General features: G+C 43.3%; 19 protein-coding genes and 1 pseudogene. 15 read left to right on the forward strand and 5 right to left on the reverse strand.

Annotation, left to right across the window (positions count from 1 at the left end; genetic code table 11):
• Positions 1-31 precede the first annotated feature (31 nt).
• Complete coding sequence (locus tag NST56_RS01275) at positions 32-292, reverse strand: hypothetical protein (RefSeq protein ID WP_010332845.1); 261 nt, start codon at positions 290-292, stop codon at positions 32-34.
• 260 nt (positions 293-552) lie between these two features.
• Between NST56_RS01275 and NST56_RS01280 the strand changes: the two genes are divergently transcribed.
• Both NST56_RS01280 and NST56_RS01285 read left to right on the forward strand, forming a co-directional pair.
• Complete coding sequence (locus NST56_RS01280) at positions 553-2,172, forward strand: APC family permease (RefSeq protein ID WP_339179415.1); 1,620 nt, start codon at positions 553-555, stop codon at positions 2,170-2,172.
• A 215-nt stretch (positions 2,173-2,387) separates the two neighbouring features.
• On the forward strand, positions 2,388-4,013 hold the full coding sequence (locus tag NST56_RS01285) for a Na/Pi cotransporter family protein (RefSeq protein WP_339179417.1): 1,626 nt from the start codon (positions 2,388-2,390) through the stop codon (positions 4,011-4,013).
• Positions 4,014-4,032: 19 nt separating this feature from the next.
• Here NST56_RS01285 and NST56_RS01290 read toward each other — a convergent pair whose 3' ends face one another.
• Positions 4,033-4,932, reverse strand: coding sequence for a glycerophosphodiester phosphodiesterase (locus NST56_RS01290; protein ID WP_339179419.1), 900 nt, complete (start codon positions 4,930-4,932; stop codon positions 4,033-4,035).
• Positions 4,933-5,030: 98 nt separating this feature from the next.
• Positions 5,031-6,365 carry a glycerol-3-phosphate transporter gene (gene glpT, locus NST56_RS01295; RefSeq protein WP_339179421.1) on the reverse strand — a complete coding sequence of 445 codons (1,335 nt, stop codon included), beginning with the start codon at positions 6,363-6,365 and terminating at the stop codon, positions 5,031-5,033.
• 289 nt (positions 6,366-6,654) lie between these two features.
• On the opposite strand from glpT, the gene NST56_RS01300 reads away from it, so the two are divergent.
• From NST56_RS01300 to NST56_RS01310, 3 genes are all read left to right on the forward strand, one after another.
• Positions 6,655-6,903, forward strand: coding sequence for a YbeF family protein (locus NST56_RS01300; protein ID WP_268506180.1), 249 nt, complete (start codon positions 6,655-6,657; stop codon positions 6,901-6,903).
• A gap of 92 nt (positions 6,904-6,995) precedes the next feature.
• On the forward strand, positions 6,996-7,913 hold the full coding sequence (locus NST56_RS01305) for a helix-turn-helix domain-containing GNAT family N-acetyltransferase (RefSeq protein WP_268506182.1): 918 nt from the start codon (positions 6,996-6,998) through the stop codon (positions 7,911-7,913).
• Complete coding sequence (locus NST56_RS01310; protein ID WP_268506304.1) at positions 7,910-9,163, forward strand: MFS transporter; 1,254 nt, start codon at positions 7,910-7,912, stop codon at positions 9,161-9,163. Before NST56_RS01305 ends, NST56_RS01310 begins: the two co-directional genes overlap by 4 nt.
• A 26-nt stretch (positions 9,164-9,189) precedes the next feature.
• On the opposite strand, the gene NST56_RS01315 is transcribed toward NST56_RS01310, so the two are convergent.
• A complete protein-coding gene (locus NST56_RS01315) occupies positions 9,190-9,615 on the reverse strand; it encodes a hypothetical protein (protein ID WP_339179425.1) in 426 nt (141 codons plus the stop codon).
• A gap of 61 nt (positions 9,616-9,676) precedes the next feature.
• A pseudogene (locus NST56_RS01320) lies at positions 9,677-10,592 on the reverse strand (hypothetical protein).
• 241 nt (positions 10,593-10,833) lie between these two features.
• On the opposite strand from NST56_RS01320, the gene NST56_RS01325 reads away from it, so the two are divergent.
• The 10 genes from NST56_RS01325 to NST56_RS01370 all read left to right on the forward strand — a co-directional run bounded on the left by NST56_RS01325 (position 10,834) and on the right by NST56_RS01370 (position 19,438).
• Positions 10,834-11,892 (forward strand): iron-containing alcohol dehydrogenase family protein, encoded by a 1,059-nt coding sequence (locus NST56_RS01325; RefSeq protein WP_339179428.1) that lies wholly within the window; start codon positions 10,834-10,836, stop codon positions 11,890-11,892.
• 99 nt (positions 11,893-11,991) lie between these two features.
• Positions 11,992-13,146 carry a phosphoribosylglycinamide formyltransferase 2 gene (gene purT, locus NST56_RS01330; RefSeq protein ID WP_339179431.1) on the forward strand — a complete coding sequence of 385 codons (1,155 nt, stop codon included), beginning with the start codon at positions 11,992-11,994 and terminating at the stop codon, positions 13,144-13,146.
• Between the two features lie 150 nt (positions 13,147-13,296).
• Positions 13,297-14,235, forward strand: coding sequence for a serine protease (locus tag NST56_RS01335; RefSeq protein ID WP_268448861.1), 939 nt, complete (start codon positions 13,297-13,299; stop codon positions 14,233-14,235).
• On the forward strand, positions 14,198-14,602 hold the full coding sequence (locus NST56_RS01340; protein ID WP_339182021.1) for a DUF2606 family protein: 405 nt from the start codon (positions 14,198-14,200) through the stop codon (positions 14,600-14,602). Before NST56_RS01335 ends, NST56_RS01340 begins: the two co-directional genes overlap by 38 nt.
• Positions 14,603-14,775: 173 nt before the next feature.
• Complete coding sequence (locus NST56_RS01345; protein ID WP_339179434.1) at positions 14,776-15,672, forward strand: alpha/beta hydrolase; 897 nt, start codon at positions 14,776-14,778, stop codon at positions 15,670-15,672.
• A gap of 187 nt (positions 15,673-15,859) precedes the next feature.
• Entirely contained in the window at positions 15,860-16,399 is a 540-nt protein-coding gene (gene pssA, locus NST56_RS01350) for a CDP-diacylglycerol--serine O-phosphatidyltransferase (RefSeq protein WP_010332863.1), read from the forward strand.
• Positions 16,390-16,878: a DedA family protein gene (locus NST56_RS01355; RefSeq protein ID WP_010332864.1), complete on the forward strand. Its 489-nt coding sequence runs from the start codon at positions 16,390-16,392 to the stop codon at positions 16,876-16,878. The genes pssA and NST56_RS01355 overlap by 10 nt, the downstream gene beginning before the upstream one ends.
• On the forward strand, positions 16,871-17,662 hold the full coding sequence (locus tag NST56_RS01360) for a phosphatidylserine decarboxylase (protein WP_168746834.1): 792 nt from the start codon (positions 16,871-16,873) through the stop codon (positions 17,660-17,662). Before NST56_RS01355 ends, NST56_RS01360 begins: the two co-directional genes overlap by 8 nt.
• Before the next feature lie 57 nt (positions 17,663-17,719).
• Entirely contained in the window at positions 17,720-17,995 is a 276-nt protein-coding gene (locus NST56_RS01365; RefSeq protein ID WP_268506194.1) for a hypothetical protein, read from the forward strand.
• Positions 17,996-18,097: 102 nt separating this feature from the next.
• Positions 18,098-19,438, forward strand: coding sequence for an erythromycin esterase family protein (locus tag NST56_RS01370; RefSeq protein ID WP_268506196.1), 1,341 nt, complete (start codon positions 18,098-18,100; stop codon positions 19,436-19,438).
• Positions 19,439-19,542: the final 104 nt, after the last annotated feature.

Here is a 19,542-nt window from a genome sequence, read left to right on the forward strand (position 1 = left end):
CTCTCTTCCTTTTGGAAGAGAGCTTTTTTGATTACTTCTTTTTTTCATCGTAGTATTGAACAGGGTACATGGAGCCTTCGGATACCATTTTGTTGTCCTCAATGTCATGCGGGTGCGGGTGACCGGCCTTATCGACTGGGAACGTTTCCATGTCTGGTTGTTTTGTTAACTTCATTTTCATGCTGTGAATGAATTCTCTTGCCTTTTGGCGGTTTGACGGGTCTTTTAATAGATAAGAAGTGATGCCGACAGTTGAAACAGCGAGACCGGAAAATAACAGCTTTTGTTTCATGGTAATAACTCCTTTCTATTTTAAAAGTAATGTTTCCTGTATCATTCCCGTTTTGCTTAAGGCTAAACCTCTGTGTATGTTATCAACAGTACATTTTATTTTAGGTGAAGCTAGTTACTTCATTCCTATATTGGAAGGCACTATACATTGATTTTATATTATTTTAGTTAAAATTCGATAAATATTGACAAAGTGAAGTAATCAGAATAATAATATAACTTAGCAACAGAATGTCATCATACATGAAAGGTGTTTACGATATGAATCAGTTACATCGAAGAATGGGGACGTTTGCCCTTATGATGGTCGGGCTCGGGTCGATGATCGGGTCAGGCTGGTTATTTGGGGCGTGGCGCGCTGCCCAAATTGCGGGGCCGGCTGCCATTATTTCATGGGTTATCGGCATGATCGTTATTTTATTTATTGCTCTTTCTTATAGTGAATTAGGTTCTATGTTCCCTGAGGCAGGGGGAATGGTAAAATATACGCAATATTCACACGGTTCGTTTATCGGATTTATTGCAGGCTGGGCCAACTGGATTGCGATTGTATCCGTTATTCCTGTTGAAGCTGTGGCCTCCGTTCAATATATGAGTTCATGGCCATGGGAATGGGCGAAATGGACAAGCGGTTTGGTGAAAAACGGAACGCTGACAGGAGAAGGATTGGTGTTTGCTTCTGTTTTGCTTCTGATTTATTTTCTGCTGAACTACTGGACAGTCAATTTGTTTTCGAAAGCGAATTCATTAATTACAATTTTTAAAATCATTATTCCAGGCCTGACAATTGGCGCTTTGCTGTTTGTCGGTTTTCATGGAGAAAACTTTACAGCGGGCCAGAGCATTGCACCGAATGGCTGGGCAAGTGTTCTGACTGCGGTTGCGACTTCCGGTATCGTGTTTGCGTTTAACGGATTTCAAAGCCCGATCAATATGGCGGGAGAAGCCAAAAATCCCGGGAAATCGATTCCAATTGCAGTTGTCGGTTCTCTGTTAGTTGCGACAGTCATTTATGTGCTGTTGCAGATCGCTTTCATCGGAGCGGTGAATCCGTCTGATATCGCTCACGGCTGGAGCCATCTTAATTTTAATTCTCCTTTTGCTGATTTGGCGATTGCATTAAATATTAACTGGCTTGTCATCGTATTATATGCGGATGCTTTTGTGTCACCTTCCGGAACTGGTATTACGTATACGGCGACGACTTCCCGCATGATTTACGGAATGGAGAAGAACAAATACATGCCGAGCGTGTTTGGCAAGCTTCATCCGATTTACGGCGTTCCGCGCCAAGCGATGTTTTTTAACTTGATTGTTTCGTTTATCTTTTTGTTCTTGTTCAGAGGGTGGGGTGTTTTAGCGGAAATTATTTCTGTAGCCACGTTAATTTCTTATATTACAGGCCCGGTTACAGTGATGACATTGAGACGGACAGGGAAGGATTTGTACAGGCCTCTTCGTTTAAAAGGCTTAAGCGTAATTGCGCCGCTTGGATTTATCTTTGCGTCGCTTGTGCTGTATTGGGCGCGCTGGCCGTTAACAGGGCAGGTTCTGTTTATTATTTTGATCGGACTTCCGATTTATTTCTATTATCAGGCTAAGGCGAAATGGAAAGGATTTGGCCAAAACGTTAAAGCTGGCATATGGATGGTGTTTTACCTGCTTGTCATGATGATGATTTCCTATTTGGGAAGTGACAAATTCGGCGGTCAAAACGTCATTACGTATGGCTGGGATATTGCCTTGATTGCCTTTGTATCACTCGGTTTCTATGTGTGGGCGCTGAAGAGCGGATTCAAGACAGAGTATTTGAAAGATGCGAAGGAGATTAATAGCCAGCTGGTAAGCGCACAGTCAGAAGCTGCTGCGGGAAAAGAATAAATGGAGAAAAACCTTGTGCTGAGAGCACAAGGTTTTTTATAGTCAACTTGTTATGGTGAACGCGAAATATTACACCCATGTAAATGTGATCAAGGTCTATTCTGCTCATTGTTAAGTTATTGTAAATTTGACAGGTGACTCATTTACAATCATATGAACTTGAAACATAATCGTAGAGAGTTTGCTGAAAGATGTCGTAAACAGGGGTGAAAGCGTTGGGTATTGATGTACAAACATTACTGTTCGAATTTCTGGGAGGCCTCGGTATTTTCCTGATTGGGATCAAGTTCATGGGAGACGGACTTCAGAAATCGGTTGGAGATAGACTAAGAAATATTTTAGACCGTTTTACAAGCAATCCGCTAATGGGCGTGTTAGCGGGTTTGATTGTGACGGTTTTGATACAAAGCAGCTCTGGAACGACGGTTATTACCGTTGGACTTGTGAGCGCAGGTTTTATGACACTGCGGCAGGCGATTGGGGTCATTATGGGCGCCAATATTGGTACAACGGTTACCGCTTTTATTATCGGAATCGATATAGGAGCCTATGCGTTGCCGATTATTGCTGTCGGCGGATTTTTATTGTTTTTCTTTAAGCATAAAAATGTGCAAAATGTGGGTCAGATTGTGTTTGGGTTTGGGGCCTTGTTTTATGGATTGGAGTTAATGAGCGGCGGCATGAAACCGCTTCGCTCCCTCGAGGCCTTTCATGATTTAACAGTCAATATGAGTTCAAATCCGGTTCTCGGTGTCGTCATCGGCACTTTGTTTACGGTTCTCGTGCAAAGCTCCAGTGCCACTATCGGTATTCTGCAAGGTTTATTCGCAGATGGTCTGATTGATATTAACGGCGCGCTGCCAGTGTTATTCGGGGACAATATCGGGACGACGATCACCGCGGTGCTTGCGTCTCTTGGAGCTTCTGTTGCAGCGAGACGTGCTGCGGCTACTCATGTACTGTTCAACCTAATCGGGACAACGATTTTCTTGATTTTGCTCAAGCCGTTTACAGCTTTGATCTTATGGCTCCAGGCTTCAATGGGACTTGATCCTAAAATGACGATTGCATTTGCTCACGGAATCTTTAATACGTCAAATACGATCATACAGCTACCTTTTGTCGGGCTATTGGCTTTGATTGTGACAAAATTGATTCCGGGCAAGGATTCAATGATGGAATACAAGTCGCATCTTGATCCGATTTTTATTGAGCAGTCTCCATCTATTGCTCTCGGACAAGCGAAGGAAGAAGTGCTGCAAATGGGGAACTTTGCGGTTCAGGGGCTGGAAGTCACAAAACAATTCTTAGTGACAAAACAGACAAAATACGCGGCAAATGCTTATCAGTTAGAGGATGCGGTCAACAATCTCGACCGGAAAATTACCGATTATTTGATTGAGCTTTCATCGAGCTCCCTCTCAGATCATGAATCTGAGGAGCATCATATGCTGATGGATACTGTCAGAGATATTGAAAGAATCGGCGATCATTTTGAAAATGTAATTGAATTGATTGAGTATCAGCAGGCACACCGTGTCGTTATTACCGAATCAGCCATGACGGATTTAACGGACATGATGGATTTAACAATTTCCACTGTGAAGGCATCAATGGAGGCTCTGCACCACAATGATGAACAAACTGCTGCTCATGTCATTGAAAAAGAAGATGAAATTGACAAGATGGAACGAAAGCTTCGCAAAAAGCATATTATCCGTCTAAATGAAGGACTGTGTACAGGGCAAGCGGGTATCGTATTTGTTGATATGATCAGTAACCTGGAGCGTATCGGCGATCATGCGGTGAATATTGCGCAGGCTGTACTTGAGGGAAAATGATGAGAAAAAGCTTTGAATCCTAGGATTCAAAGCTTTTTTTGTAGTCTTTTTTCACATGATGAAATACATCCGGATAGTTGGTAAACACGCCGGTAACTCCCCAGTTGAGCAGGCGGCGCATATCTGCTTCTGTATTGACTGTGTAAGGATGCAAAAGCAGACCGTGGCTGCGAATCATGCGGACATTTTCTGCATTCAATGCTTTATAATCCGGACCCGCGCCGACAGCGTAGGTTTTGATTTCCTCCAGATCAGCATCTGTCATGGAAGCCATTTGTTTTGCTTCCAACAATTGAACAGTCGGCAGGTTAGGCTGTAATTGATGAATTTTTAACAGGCTTTCTTTGCTGAACGATTGGATGATGACTTGGCCGCGCTTTGACTGCTTGCTTAACAGTTTATGCTTCTGTAAGGAAGCGATCAGTTTTTCCTCCATGCCTGGATAGGTGTCAGGCGATTTTGTTTCGATGTAATAGTTAGCATGTTTGCCAAAACGATTTAATACCTCTTCTAATGTAGGAACTTTAAGACCGGCGTACTGCGGCTTTGCTTTTGCCGGATAAGCTTCATTAAACCAAGAGCCGGCATCAAGTTTCTTAATCTCCGCGAGCGTATGATCCTTCACCCAGCCCGTGCCGTTTGTGGTGCGGTCCAGTTTTTCATCGTGCATAACAATGAGTTGCCCGTCTTTTGTCATCTGTAAATCCAACTCAATATAATCGGCTTTCATTTTCTGAGCGGTTTCGTAAGATAGGATCGTGTGCTCAGGCACATATCCGGAAGCCCCTCTGTGCGCGACTGTCAGGATCCGGTCAGGAGACAGCAGGTTTCCTTTTGAAGATGCTGAAACTGGTGTAACCATAAACGACAGCAAACCAAAAGATAGCAGAACCAAAGCTAGTAATCTATTTTTTCTCATCTTTTCTTCCTCCTTATGAACAAGCAGTAACAGCTTTTATGTTAGAAAACGGATGTAAATGGCATGTTGGAAAAATATTAATCTTTTATAATCTTTTCTTAAACATGCTCCGCCCGTTTTCCCGTATTCCATGTCAAAGCCAAGAACACGATGGCCAGTATACAAGATGAGATCAGCATGATGAAGCCGCCGTTCCAATCAAATCGGTCAACGACAAATCCCATAATCGCGTTTGCGAAAGCAGACCCGCCGATGTATCCGAAAAACCCGGTCAAACCAGCTGCAGTTCCGGCTGCTTTTTTCGGAGCAAGATCAATGGCTTGCAGACCGATGAGCATCACAGGTCCATAGATTAAGAAGCCGATGCTGATCAGAGCGATGTTGTCTACCAGCGGATGGCCGGCCGGATTCAGCCAGTACACCAATACGGCAATGAAAACACCTGCCATAAACAGAACGCCTGCCGGTGCGCGGCGGCTCTTAAAGAAGCGATCGCTGATCCAGCCGCACAGGATCGTTCCCGGTATGCCGGCGTATTCGTAAAGGAAATACGACCACCGGGAGTCTTCAGGGGAGAACCCTTTGGCTTCTGTTAAGTAAGTAGGCGCCCAGTCCACAACGCCATACCGCACAAAGTAAACAAATACGTTTGCAAATGCGATGTACCAAAGAAACTTATTATTAAGTACATATTGAAAAAGGATTTCTTTTGTCGTTAATTCTTTTTCTTGATCTTTGAAAGCGTGTTTTGGATAGTCGTTCCGGTACTCTTCAATTGGCGGAAGCCCGCAAGATTGAGGGGTATCCCGCACCAAAAGGACAATTAAAAATGAAATCAGAATCGCAATAATGGCAGGGAAGAAAAATACACTTTTCCAAGTGACAAACATAGCAATCCCAAGAGTGACAAGCGGAGCCAGAATCCCGCCGCCAATGTTGTGAGCGACATTCCAAATCGACATCTTCGTGCCGCGTTCACTAATAGAAAACCAATGGGCCATCGTTCTGCCGCATGGAGGCCAGCCCATTCCTTGGAACCATCCATTGATAAACATAAAAATGAACATGATGGTGACGCTCGAAGTTACCCAGGGCATAGAAACAAAAAGAATATTAACAATTGCAGATAAAAATAAGCCTGTCGCGAGAAAATACCTCGGGTTGCAACGGTCGGACACCATGCCCATAATAAATTTACTAAAGCCGTACGCAATGGATACGGCGGCCAGCACCAATCCAAGCTCGGTTTTTGAAAAACCTTGTTCCTGCAGATAAGGAATGGCAAAAGCAAAGTTTTTCCGCAGCAGGTAATAACCTGCGTAGCCGATAAAAATACCTATGAATACTTGCAGCCTTAGACGTTTATAAGCCGCATCCGTCTTTGAATCATCCAGTCTCTCAATGTGAGGAGCCGGTTTAAATAGGTGAAACATCAAATCATCCCCTTTGCTGTTTGTGTTGGATGTGTGACGTGCCTCCTTTCTGACAAACAAAAAGAGCCAGAAAACACCCCTTGTCAAAAGGGGTGGGATTCCTGGCTCTCCTCATCTCCATCCAAGCTATTAACTTATCATGATAGCGCTTTCTTAAATTATCATAGTCTGGAGTGAATGTAAACGGGTAATTTTAAATGGAGTGAAAAAAGCAAATATTATCCTTTTAGTCATTGGGGTTATGTTTTTTTACAAGTAGCATAAAAATCTGGGAGGAGGCTGTTGCCAGGTGGATGAATTAGATATCGCATTCGGCATTTTACCGTTAGCGGTTATTGTGTTATCGGTCGCCGGGACTTATGTTTGTAAAAACGTGTATATGATGCCGTTGATTAGTCTGATCATTTCTCTCGTGCTTACGTTTACGATTTTCAATCAATCATTTTTGGGATGGGTAGTTGTCTATAGTTTGTTTTCGCTGATTTTATCGTATATTACATTGATGGTGGTGAGGAAGAGGAAGACATCTAGAAAATGAAATTTCGCCCCGCTTTTTGATATATCGTTGACTATGGCAACTATAAGTGATTATAATTGCTTTAATCAACGATATAGAAAGTGGGGATGAGTTTGAAAATCAATGAATCAGCTGTGGGATTAAAATTCAGAAAGTTCAATCGTTTTTACACGAATGTTCTTGGCTTCCTTAACGAACACATTTATGACAGCCCGTTTTCCTTAACGGAGACACGGATTTTGTTTGAGATTTACAATACGCCAAATTGTACGGCGAAAGATCTTCAGGATAAGCTGGGGCTTGACCGGGGATATGTCAGCAGAATACTGAAACAGTTTGAAAAAGAAGATTTGATTTATAAAGAGAAGAGCAAAGCTGATGCCCGCCATCATTATATATATGTGACGGAAACGGGGGAAGCCATTTATAAAAAGCTTGAGAAGAAAGCGAATGAACAGGTTGAGCTGATGCTGAAGGAAATCGATGATGAAGAGCAGCACAAGCTTGCGACGGCTATGGAGGAGATTGAAGCCATATTGTCTCAGTCGCTCTCATCCAGGTCATCAGGCATTTCAATCAGAGATTATTATCTTTCGGATGATATTCACCTTCTCATTGAAAAGCAAAGGCAATTTTATGCAGAGACTCATGGCTGGGATGATACATTTTTAGCTTATCTCCATGAGACATTTGATGCGGAAATTGAGAAGATATGGATCGCGGAAAGCGGCGGAAAATTTGCAGGCTGTGTGGGATTGGTCAAACAAGATAAAAAGACGGTGCAGCTGAGATGGTTCTTGGTTGATGCCGCGTTTCGAGGCAGAGGGCTGGGCACACAACTGCTTGAGCATCTCGTTACATATAGCAGAGAGATGAAGTTTGAACGGATTTATCTTTGGACAGTGAGCAGTATGGCTGAAGCCCGTCCGCTTTACGAGAAATTTGGATTCAGACTGAGTGAAGTGAAAGAAGAAACGTCATTATGGGGACAGCATCTGACAGAAGAGCGGTGGGATTTAGAACTGTCATGAAAAGACTCCACTATGCTTGGATCATTGTTTTTATCACCTTTTTGATTTTACTGGCCGTACAAGGTGTGCGCCTGTCGTTTGGTGCGTTTGTCGAGCCTTGGGAGCGGGAGTTTTCGCTGGATAGGGGCACCATCTCGCTGATTTCAACGCTGAGCTTTGTCGTTTACGGGATATCCCAGCCTGTGATCGGGCGGCTTGTGGACAGATGGGGCGCGCGGGCGGTTTTATCATGGAGCACGTTACTGACCGGGATCAGCATTTTCTCGACATGTTTTATCACTTCACCGTGGCAGCTTTTTCTGCTTTACGGGTTGGGGGTGTCACTCGGAGTTGGCGGAGCGTCGAATGTAGCAACAAGTGTGCTGGTGGTGAATTGGTTCAGCAAAAAGCGCGGCCTTGCCTTTGGAATCATGGAGGCGGGCTTTGGAGCGGGTCAAATGCTGCTGGTTCCCGGCTCGCTTATGCTGATCCATTGGTTTAGCTGGAAGCTCACGGTTGTGGCATTGGGGTTGCTGTTAATGGTCATTGTCCTTCCGGCAGCCCTTTTATTGCTGCGAAATCATCCTTCAGAGAAAAATGAAGAGCCGATCGGCGGGGCTGCTGAGGAGGAGGTAGAAACAGGATCAAAAACCAAAGCAGGCTCAGTAACTGCGATGTTTCGTATGAGGCAGTTTTGGCTGTTGATCCTTCCGTTTTTAATCTGCGGCTTTACGACCGTCGGGCTGATGGATACCCATTTGATTCCCTTTTCTCATGATCACGGTTTTTCTACGACTGTTACGAGCGCCGCTGTCAGCCTGCTGGCCGGTTTTAATATCGCTGGTATCTTACTGTCCGGAATCGTAGCGGATCGGTGGAGCAGCCGGAAAATCCTGTGTTTTTTATATGCGGTGCGCGCGCTGTCGATTGTAATTCTGATTTATAGCCACGAACCCTACCTGCTTTTAGGCTTTGCGGTTCTGTTTGGATTAGTGGACTTTGCAACGGTAGCGCCGACGCAAATGCTTGCCACCCAGTACTTTCAAAATTACTCGATCGGCCTCATGATTGGCTGGCTGTCGCTTGCCCATCAAATCGGCTCTGCCCTCGGAGCATATGTGCCCGGCGTCATTTATACCGTAACAGGTGAGTATACGCTGGCTTTTTATGTATCGATTGGAATGCTTGTGCTTGCGAGCGTGATGAACGTGATGCTGAGGGAGCCTGCGGCGATGAATCGTGACAATGCGGCTGTGACGGAGAAGGTGTAAGTGAGAAAAAGCATCTCTGGAGAGGATTATTCAGAGATGCTTTTTTTGTATTTTTGTTCTAATACGAAGTCGATCATACCGACAATGCGGGTGTTTTCGGATTTTTGTTTGAAGCGCTCAGAAATTTGAACTTTTCTTGAAAATGGAAAAACAATAGACACCCAAAAAAGGCCGATCAAGGCAAAAAACATTTGTACAGATAGTTCTATTAATTCATTAAAACGAGTGCTGAAAAAATAAATATATAAAGTTACGAATGTCACGAAACAAACGATTTTGACGGTGTGTTTGAATGTAAGCTGGGGCTCGCTAAAGAATACTTTTAGCTGATTCAGCATGATAGAATCCTGTTTGTTTAGAAAAGCCAGGATTTCTTTATCATCTTTTTTACCTTCTAAAATGAACTTCACGGCTGTTTCAGTTTCTTTATATGTTTGTAGGTCTATATTCAATACATACATCTCCTAAGTATAACAATTTCGTATTTCTTTTCTTAGTCAGGGTAAAACAAAACTACATGATTTTTTTGTTATATCTTTCAGTTAGAATAAAATCTATAATTCCTTTCATTCGCAGATATTCGGCTCTCTGTGCAAAGTGTAGAACAGTATGTAATTGTCCTTTTCTAGATATATTTAAAAGCTTTATCAAATCAATAAGGATTTTTAAGAAAATAATTAATAAAAGAAAGATAAAAGTGTTTGGTATATCAATGTAATTGATTTGTCCTGAAAATAAAGTAGTTGCATAGATGACAATTATACTTCCGCAAAACATCAAACTCACATAATGTGAAAGAGCAAATGGACGAGAAGAAAAATATGCTTTTAATTGGTATAGCATAGCATTATCTTTTGTATATAAGTAGTCCAAAAGCTCTTTATCATTTTTACTAATTGTAAGAACATGATTCAATACAGCATGAAAAGTATTAATTTGAATCTTCATTATCAGAGGCACTTGGTTTATTGGACTGTATATTTTGTTGATCAATTTTATATTTTTTATAAAGTATTGTATTAATTAACTTGTTTTTCTCATAAAATTCAGATTGTTGAATTAGCGATGTTTCCCCTTTGCTATTATTTTCTCTTTTTATGACTTTAGTATAAGCCATAAAGATACAAATGACTGTAAAAATAGAAAATGCTGCTGGTGAAATATCAGATAGAATAGGATTGGTGAAAACTTGTTTTGCTTGGACGAAAAAGAAAGAGGCTAATGTCATAGCTATAAACATACATAAAACCGCCAATTTCACCAGAAATTGAAGCGGAAGGTAAGGTTCAGAATAATAGTGCTTCAACTGGTTGAGTGTAAGAGAATCCTGGCGAAAAAGATAATCTATAATCTCCTGTTGATTTTGCATCTGATCGATATCGTGAGCGATGCTTTTCGTTTTTTCAAAAATGATTTGATCATTTTTCATTATGTATAAACCTCCAAATCATAATAAACTAAAAAACTGCATGAGCATATTTTAACTTATGTTCATGCAGTTTTGTATTGATGTCATCACAGGAAGAGGAACTGCTTTATAAGGCAGGGCTTACCGATGTTGCCCCATTTTTCAGCGCTTATGCCATAGGCGGCTGGTTTGCGGGGAAAGCGGATTGACACCATTTGAAGGAGAGTGAGATGATTGATGAAAAAATGGAGGAGAGATGGAAATGCAGCCAGAAGATATTGTCCGAAGCGGTCCGAATCAATACATATGCAAACAAGGAATTGTAAAAGAGCTGCCGGTATTTGTGAAGGAATGGGAGCATCCTGTTGTTGTAACGGGCATTAAGTCGTCTAAGGCATTTCAAACGTATGCTGCGATTCCGCCGGAGTGGAGAGTAATTCAGCATAAAGGGTATAGCTCGCCTGAAGCAATAAGGGAGATTGCGGAACAAGCGGCATCTGCTGATCTCATTATTGGGATTGGCGGCGGAACAGTGTTAGACACCGCAAAAGCTGTCGCAGATCGTTTGGATATTGAAGTCATAACTGTTCCGACAATCCCGGGAACTTGCGCGGCAAGTACGCCGCTGAGTGTGATCTATGATCAAGAAGGCAACTTTATCCGAGTCGATTATCATAAACGTTCCAGCTATTTGACACTCGTTGATCCGTTATTGCTGCTTTCTTCTCCGATACAGTATGTTAAAAGCGGAATTGGCGACACGCTTGCGAAATGGTATGAAGCGGAAGCGATTATCAGAAATACGAAGGAGTCTGTTTCATTAATGGTCCAAGCGGGGCTCAGGCAGTCTGTCTATATTCGTGATCTTTTGCTGCAAGAAAGCCTTAAGGCTGTTGAAAGCCTTGAGAAAGGGGAAGCCTCGGCTTCTTTCACAGCTGTAGCAGAAACCATTATTACTTTGGCGGGGACTGTAGGCGGTTATGCCGGACGCTTCGGCAGGATGGCGGGTGCCCATGCGGTTCACAACGGTCTGAGTTTTATCCCGGAAACCCATCATGTACTGCACGGACAAAAGGTGGCGTACGGCATACTGATTCAGCTTGCGCTTGAGAAGCGAAATCAGGAAATTGAAGAGCTGATTCCGTTTTATCAGCAGCTTGGCTTCCCGGTGAAACTGAGTGATTTAGGCATCTATAAGAATCAAGAGCATGCGAAGAAAGTTGTTGCGGCTCACGCGTGCAAGCCGGAAGAATCGTTATGTTTAATGGGTTCTTATCGTGAAGCGGATGTTGTGGCGGCAATCAATGTATTGGAATCATAAGCTAAAATAAGGGTTTTCTTATTTTAGCTTTTTTATCGCGAAATTTATTTTTTGAATATTTCAGTTATAATGGTTTTTGAACAGATAGGAGGGGCAAAGATGTATCAATCAAAGAAGGTTTTATTGTTAGGCTCAGGTGAACTGGGGAAAGAGGTTGTGATTGAAGCCCAGCGTCTTGGGGTAGAGACGGTGGCGGTAGACAGCTACGAGCATGCTCCGGCGATGCAGGCGGCGCATAAAAGCTATGTCATTGACATGCTGGATCGTGAGCAGATCAGACACATTATTGAGAAAGAAAAACCTGATTTGATTGTGCCTGAGGTTGAGGCGATCGCGACGGATGAATTGCTGAAGCTTGAAGAGGAAGGATTTCACGTGATCCCAAATGCGCGTGCAGCAAAGCTGACGATGGATCGGGAAGGCATCAGGCGGCTTGCGGCAGAAACGCTCGGGCTTGCGACGGCAGGCTATGAATTTGCGAATACATATGAAGAATTTGTACAGGCTGCAGCTCATATCGGCTTCCCTTGTGTCGTCAAACCGCTGATGAGTTCTTCGGGAAAAGGCCAAAGCGTATGCCGCTCTGAAGCGGATTTGGAGAGCTGCTGGGAGACGGCGATGGAAGGCGGACGCGTGAAGAACGGACGCGTGATCGTCGAGGAGTTTATCCCGTTTGAATCAGAAATTACACTCTTAACTGTGCGTGCAGTGAACGGTACGGTATTTTGTGCGCCGATTGGCCATGTGCAAAAGGATGGAGACTATATCGAATCATGGCAGCCGCATCATATGACAGAGCAGCAAATTGAAGAGGCGAAGCATATTGCGAAAGCCGTTACGGATGAGCTTGGCGGGTACGGTCTGTTTGGCGTTGAGCTTTTCCTTGCGAAAGACAAGGTGTATTTCAGTGAGGTGTCTCCTCGACCGCATGATACAGGTCTTGTGACGCTGGTGACGCAAAATTTGTCGGAATTCGCGCTGCATGTACGGGCGATTCTCGGCTTTCCGATTACAGAAATCACACAGCTTTCTCTAGGCGCCAGCCGGCCCCTCAAAGCACCGGAAGAGTCAGCGGACTACACTGTTGAAGGTTTGGAAAACGCGCTGGCAGTGCCAAAGACACAAGTGCGCGTGTTTGGAAAGCCGATAACGAAGATCGGACGCCGTATGGCGGTTGCGCTTTCTGCGGCTGACACCGTTGAAAAAGCGCGAGAAAACGCGAAGAAAGCGCTGGATCAACTATCGATTCAATAGAAATGAAATGGGCGGGCCTTGTCTTAATACATGGCCCGCTTTTTTTATCATCACATCCAAAAATTTTATCATAAGAATCGGATTCCTGATTATAATGTAAAAGTCTTCCAACGAAAGGCTGGTTGACATAAAAGGAGGGGGATGACTAAAATGAGAGTAGTCTCAAGATTCAGAAAAAAATGCATTGCAGGTTTTACGATTTTGTGTTTGGGAACGGCAGCGGCAGTATCTTTCGGAACGCCGGCAAAAGCGGCAGAGAACCCGCAAACCTCTGTCTCCAATACTGGAAAAGAAGCTGAAGTCAGCAATAACCAGACATCGAAAGCGGAATTGGTTTCTGATCCTTATGAAGGAACCGGAAAAACAAGCAAAACATTACAGGGTCTCATAGAATCAGAAAAAAACATTAAATCCTTAAAGCCTTCAAGTGTCATCGGATCTGATGAACGCGTCAGAATCTCAGGCACTACGTCATTTCCTTACAGAGCAACGGTTCAGCTATCTATCAAATATCCCAATACCTCAAGCACTTATGGGTGCACAGGCTTTTTAGTAAATCCAAATACTGTGGTAACGGCAGGACATTGTGTGTACAGCCAGGATCACGGGTGGGCTTCTTCAATAACTGCTGCGCCGGGCCGCAATGGTTCATCGTATCCATACGGCACTTATTCCGGCACGATGTTTTACTCCGTTAAAGGATGGACGGAAAGCAAAGATACCAATTATGATTACGGTGCAATAAAACTAAATGGTTCTCCTGGCAACACGGTTGGCTGGTATGGTTATAGAACAACAAACAGCAGCAGCCCCGTCGGCCTCTCTACATCAGTTACAGGATATCCGTGTGACAAGACTTTCGGCACCATGTGGTCTGATACAAAGCCGATTCGCTCTGCGGAAACGTATAAGCTGACCTATACAACTGATACGTACGGCTGCCAAAGCGGCTCGCCTGTTTACCGCAATTATAGTGATACGGGGCAGACGGCCATTGCAATTCATACCAACGGAGGATCGTCATATAACTTGGGAACAAGGGTGACGAATGATGTATTCAATAATATTCAATATTGGGCAAATCAATAAATACGGAAAACTGGCCGTTTTCATTTCTATTTTATTTTTATGCGGATGCAGCTCTCAGGCGCATTCAGATTCTGCTTCGAAAGAAACAACGATCCCTGTGACCCTTCATGTGGAAGACGATGCCGGGTTACCGATGGAAGGCGTTCAAGTGACAATTGTCAAAGCGCCGGCATCAGATCAGAAGCCGAATACAGAGATCGGTGAGATTCTCGGTTTAACAGACAAAAACGGAGACATCACATGGGATACCGGCAAAAAGGGTGACTATTCCATCGCTTTGACGAAGAATGAAACGTCTGTGACGCATCAAGTGTCATTAACAAAGGACAAAAAAAATAAGGTTATTCCATTAATCTTTAAAGAGTAGACGGTTTTCCTTCAAGTTTAGGAAGAGCGTCTTTTTTTATTGATCTTCGTATACGATCAAACTATATACTGGAAAATTGTTATATGAGATAATAAGAATGGGTATTTTTTCTTACAAGAAAGGGCAATCTCCTTTCTCTATTTATAAATGAAAGTCGGAGGAAAAAGAAAAAGATGAAACAGGATTCAATGCAGCTTGCCGCGGCTGAAGGCGGTACATGCTTTTACCAGGCTTATGATGAAAGCCTTTCTTTGTGGCCGATTGATTCGGAAGCTTTCTATGTTTCTACTCGTTTCGGAAAAACACATATCATGGCAAGTGGGCCAAAGGACGCACCTTCGCTTGTACTGCTTCACGGAGGACTCTTCAGCTCCGTCATGTGGTATCCGAATATCGCCGAGTGGAGCGATCAATATCGTACATATGCAGTCGATATAATAGGAGACAAAAATAAAAGTATACCAACAGCCTCTCTGGATACGAGAGCTGATTGCGTTCATTGGCTGAAAGATGTTTTTGATTCACTTGGACTTAAGAAAGCACATCTGGCCGGATTTTCCCTTGGCGGGCTTCATACAGTAAATTTTCTGCTTGATATGCCTGAAAGAGTGGAGAGGGCAGTGGTCATCAGTCCTGCTGAAGCGTTTATATCATTTCATCCGGATGTCTATAAATATGCCGCAGGCCTTAGTGAGCCGAACGGGGCTGATGCTTACATCAAGTGGCTGACGGCCGGCCGCTATCAGCTTCATCCCAAGCTGCAAAAGCAGATCAAGGCTGGAGTCAAGTGGCAGGATGAGAAAAGAAGTCTGACACCAAAAGAAAATGGCTTTCCCTACGTGTTCACAGACGCGGAGTTAAAGTCAATCACGGTTCCGATACTGCTGATGTTCGGCGAGCATGAAGTGATGTACCATCAGCAAATGGCTTTAGAAAGAGCTTCTGTATTAGTCGCGGAAATTCAGACGGAAATGGTCAAGAACGCGGGACACCTGTTACCTCTGGAGCAGCCGGACTATGTCAATAAACGTGTAATGTCATTTTTAGGCGAAAATGAAATGAGTACATAAATTGAAAAGACTGGCATTCATTGTTCAAAAGGTAACAAATGTTGTATAATAATAGAATTTGAGTGCTGCTTTTTTTTTGGCAGTCTATGTTATCATGTTTAATAGAGAGATTTTTCCTGTAACGCTGATTCGATATACAACGTCGTGTTGATATAAGGTTTTTTTCAATTGGAGGTTTGGTTACACTGTGAATTATATACCCAGTATGATTACGATAGGAAACTTTATTTGCGGGCTTTTGGCGGTTCATTCTTTAATATTTCACAACATCCATTCAGCAGTGATTTTCATTTTTACCGGCATGTTTCTCGATTTCTTCGATGGAATGGCTGCTCGTAAGCTGAATGCTGTATCTGATATGGGGAAAGAACTGGATTCATTTGCGGATCTGGTTACATTTGGTGTGGCGCCATCCATGCTCGCCTACAGTGTCGCTTTATATGCTCTGCCCTTTATTGGGATACTATGCGCGCTGGCTTACAGTATTTGCGGAATGCTTCGGCTCTCTAAATTTAATGTTGAACAAAGCAAGCTTCCGACGTTTATCGGAATGCCGATTCCATTTGCGGCAATGTGTCTCGTCATTTTATGCTTTGTGAATAACCCGATCCTGCTGGCGCTCGGCACATGCGGACTGTCTTATCTCATGGTGAGCAAGGTGAAATTTCCTCATTTTAAAAAACACGCAGCAGAAGCAGAAAATCTGGAGTCCGAAAGATGGAATTAGTGCAGCAGCTGATAGCGGATTATGGTTATCTCGCTATTTTTTTGATGCTTGTTCTTGGGATTATAGGATTGCCGATACCCGACGAAGTCATGATGACAATCGTCGGTTATTTTACGCATATTGATGTGCTGAATTATGAGCTTGCCATTTTTATCAGCTTTGTTGGAGCCCTGTTAGGCATGATGATCAGCTACATAATCGGCAGAAAGGCCGGGCGTCCGTTTATCGATAAGTATGGCAAATGGGTCGGTTTGAAGGAAAAAAGAATGCTGAAAGTAGAAAAATGGATGAAAAAATACGGACCGTATTCTCTTATATTAGGTTATTTTATTCCAGGCGTCCGGCATGTGACGTGTTACTTTTCGGGAATCGGCAAAATGGAGCTGAAAACGTATATTGCATATGCAGCGATCGGCGCCTTTTTGTGGTGCTTTGTTTTTATTACAATCGGAAGGGTGATAGGGATTATTCATGTTTAATACGGCTGTAAAGATTCTGTACCGATCATTGATAGAACTGACGAACCATCGATTATCATCCTGCCTGATCAAAGGATTTTGTGAATCGAAAATCAGTAAGCCGGTCATTCCGCTCTTCTCTAAACACTTTCAAATTAACTGGAATGATGTAGACGGAACGGCCGCTGATTACGGTTCGCTTTCCGAATTGTTTATTCGGAATATTAATTTGGAGCGGCGCCCTGTTTCAAATGAGGCGCATGCTGTGGTCAGCCCCGTTGACGGTGTCGTTCAGACGATAGGAACAATCAATCATAATCAAACCTTTACGGTAAAGGGGAAAGACTATTCATTCGCTGAATTGACCGGCTGTAAAAGTGCTGATCATCAATACAACGGTGGATATTTCGTTGTGCTGTATTTAAGCCCGCGGCATTACCACCGCTTTCATTCGCCGATCAGCTGCACATATCAAAAGCTGGCAGAACTCGGAAACCGTTCATACCCGGTGAATCAGTTTGGGTTAAAATACGGAAAAGATGTACTGTCGAAAAATTACCGAGTTGTTTATGGGTTGAATAGCGGCAATCGAAACGTGCTGATGATTCCTGTCGGCGCGATGAATATTAACTCAATCGTGCAGACCAGCACAAGTGATCAATTGAAGATCGGCGAGGAGCTGGGGTACTTTTCATTTGGTTCAACCGTCATTTTGATCTTTGAAAAAGACGCATTCCAGCCTTCCGCTGATTTAACAGAAGGCCAAGAAGTCCAAGTCGGGCAATTGATAGGTTATGGAGAGTAAAGAAGAGGAGCTCGCAAATGAAAGCGGCGCCTCTTTTTTTGAAGAAAGGTGAGAGTAATGGAAAAACAAATCGTCAGCTGGATCACACATTATCAGCAAACCGGAGATGGAGCGGCTCTTCACAAGGTGCAGGAAGCGTGCTGGCCGATTGTTGAAATAGTTCTGCAAGAGGCGGCAAGTGATGCAGAGCAAGTGAACGATTTGCGCCACAAAGGATTGGAGCGGTTTCCATTCATCATCAGCAAATACCAAACGGATGTGCAGCTTCCGGTTGAGACGTTTTTGAGAAATACATACCGGTTTTATTTTCATCAGGCGATGAAAGGCTCTTAACGGCTTCTATCAGTAGAAGCTTTTTTTTATAACTGAAAAGGAAACTTTTTCTATATCTATCTCGTAACTACTAGAGAACCTAACAGAAAAGGGGAGATAGATTTGAAACGTAAGTTAATAAAAATAACCTTGCCGCTGCTGATCGTCTGTCTGGCGTTCTCTTCTTTTGCGGTGCCCGCCCGTGCTGCTTCTGAAGAAAAACATTGGGATCGCTGGATTGAACAGAATGCCCATCCACTGGATTCTTCCAATGCTTCAAACAAAGATCTGCGATTTCTGAAGAAAGTGCTGAAAGGAAAACGAATCGTTCAGTTAGGAGAAACCACACATGGTTCAGGTGAGATGAACGCAACAAAGGTCCGCATGATCAAATACCTCCACGAAGAACTGGGATATGATGTACTGGCCTTTGAGTCTGGCTTTCCCGAAGCAAATGCATCCTACCTTCACATGGATCAATTAACCCCGAAGAGCATAATGAAAAATTCCATTTACCCCGTATGGCACACAGCAGATGTGATTGAACTGTTTGATTATATGAAAGAGCAAAAAGAGAAAGGCGATCCGCTTATTCTCACTGGATTTGATATTCAAAGCCTCAAAAATTCATTCGACGGTGCTGTGAATCAATGGGTAAAGGCGGTGGACCCTGAAAAAGCCGAGCTGCTTTCCCAATCAGAACATGATTTTTTCAGCTTAGTGTCAAACAGCAAAACGCTGGAAGAATTTACGCAAAAGAAGGAAGCGCTTGTGAAAAACTACCGGGAGCTGATCAAGTTCGGTGAAACACATGCTTCAACGCTAAAAGCGCACCTTCCGAAAGAGCCGAAAGCTTATGAGATCTTTGTGCATTCCCTTCAGCTGAGAATTGACGTAATGGAAACATACATGCTGGAAGAAATGAAAGAAAGGCTATTGGAGTATCCGGAGAATGTGGAGGATTTTTCATTCTTTATGAGAGACCGCATGATGGCTGAACAATTTCAGTGGGTTGCGGAAACTCTTTATCCAAAAGAGAAGATCATTGTCTGGGGTCACAATTACCATCTTCGCAAACAGAATACCAAAATGATAAAGGACTGGGTACAGCTAAACGGTCCTAACATGGGTGATTATTTGCCTGAGCGGCTGAAAAAACAGACCTATACCATTGGAATCTATGCGTACTCTGGAGCCAGTCTGGATAGCTCCGATAATAAGACCGTTAATCCAGTAACAAGTCCGCCGCCGGCTGGAAGTCTCGAAGACTTGCTGAAAGCTGCGAACCATCCATCGGTCTTTGTTGATTTTCTTCATACCAAAAAAAGCAAAGGAACTTCATGGATGTATACGCCGCGTACAGCACTGTATTGGGGTTTCATGGAGGAGCAAATGATATTGAAGGAACAATATGACGGTGTGATTTGGCTGGAGCATATAACGCCTTCTGTTATTATAAAGTGAGGAAAGAAGATCCCCTGTGTAAACACACAGGGGATTTTTACATATCGCAAACATAATCAAAACATGTAAGGCGGGATCTTTTATTCTGAAACAGAAAGGAGATT

It is taken from the genome of Bacillus sp. FSL R5-0560, assembly GCF_037966305.1.
Taxonomy (GTDB): Bacteria; Bacillota; Bacilli; order Bacillales; family Bacillaceae; genus Bacillus; species Bacillus mojavensis.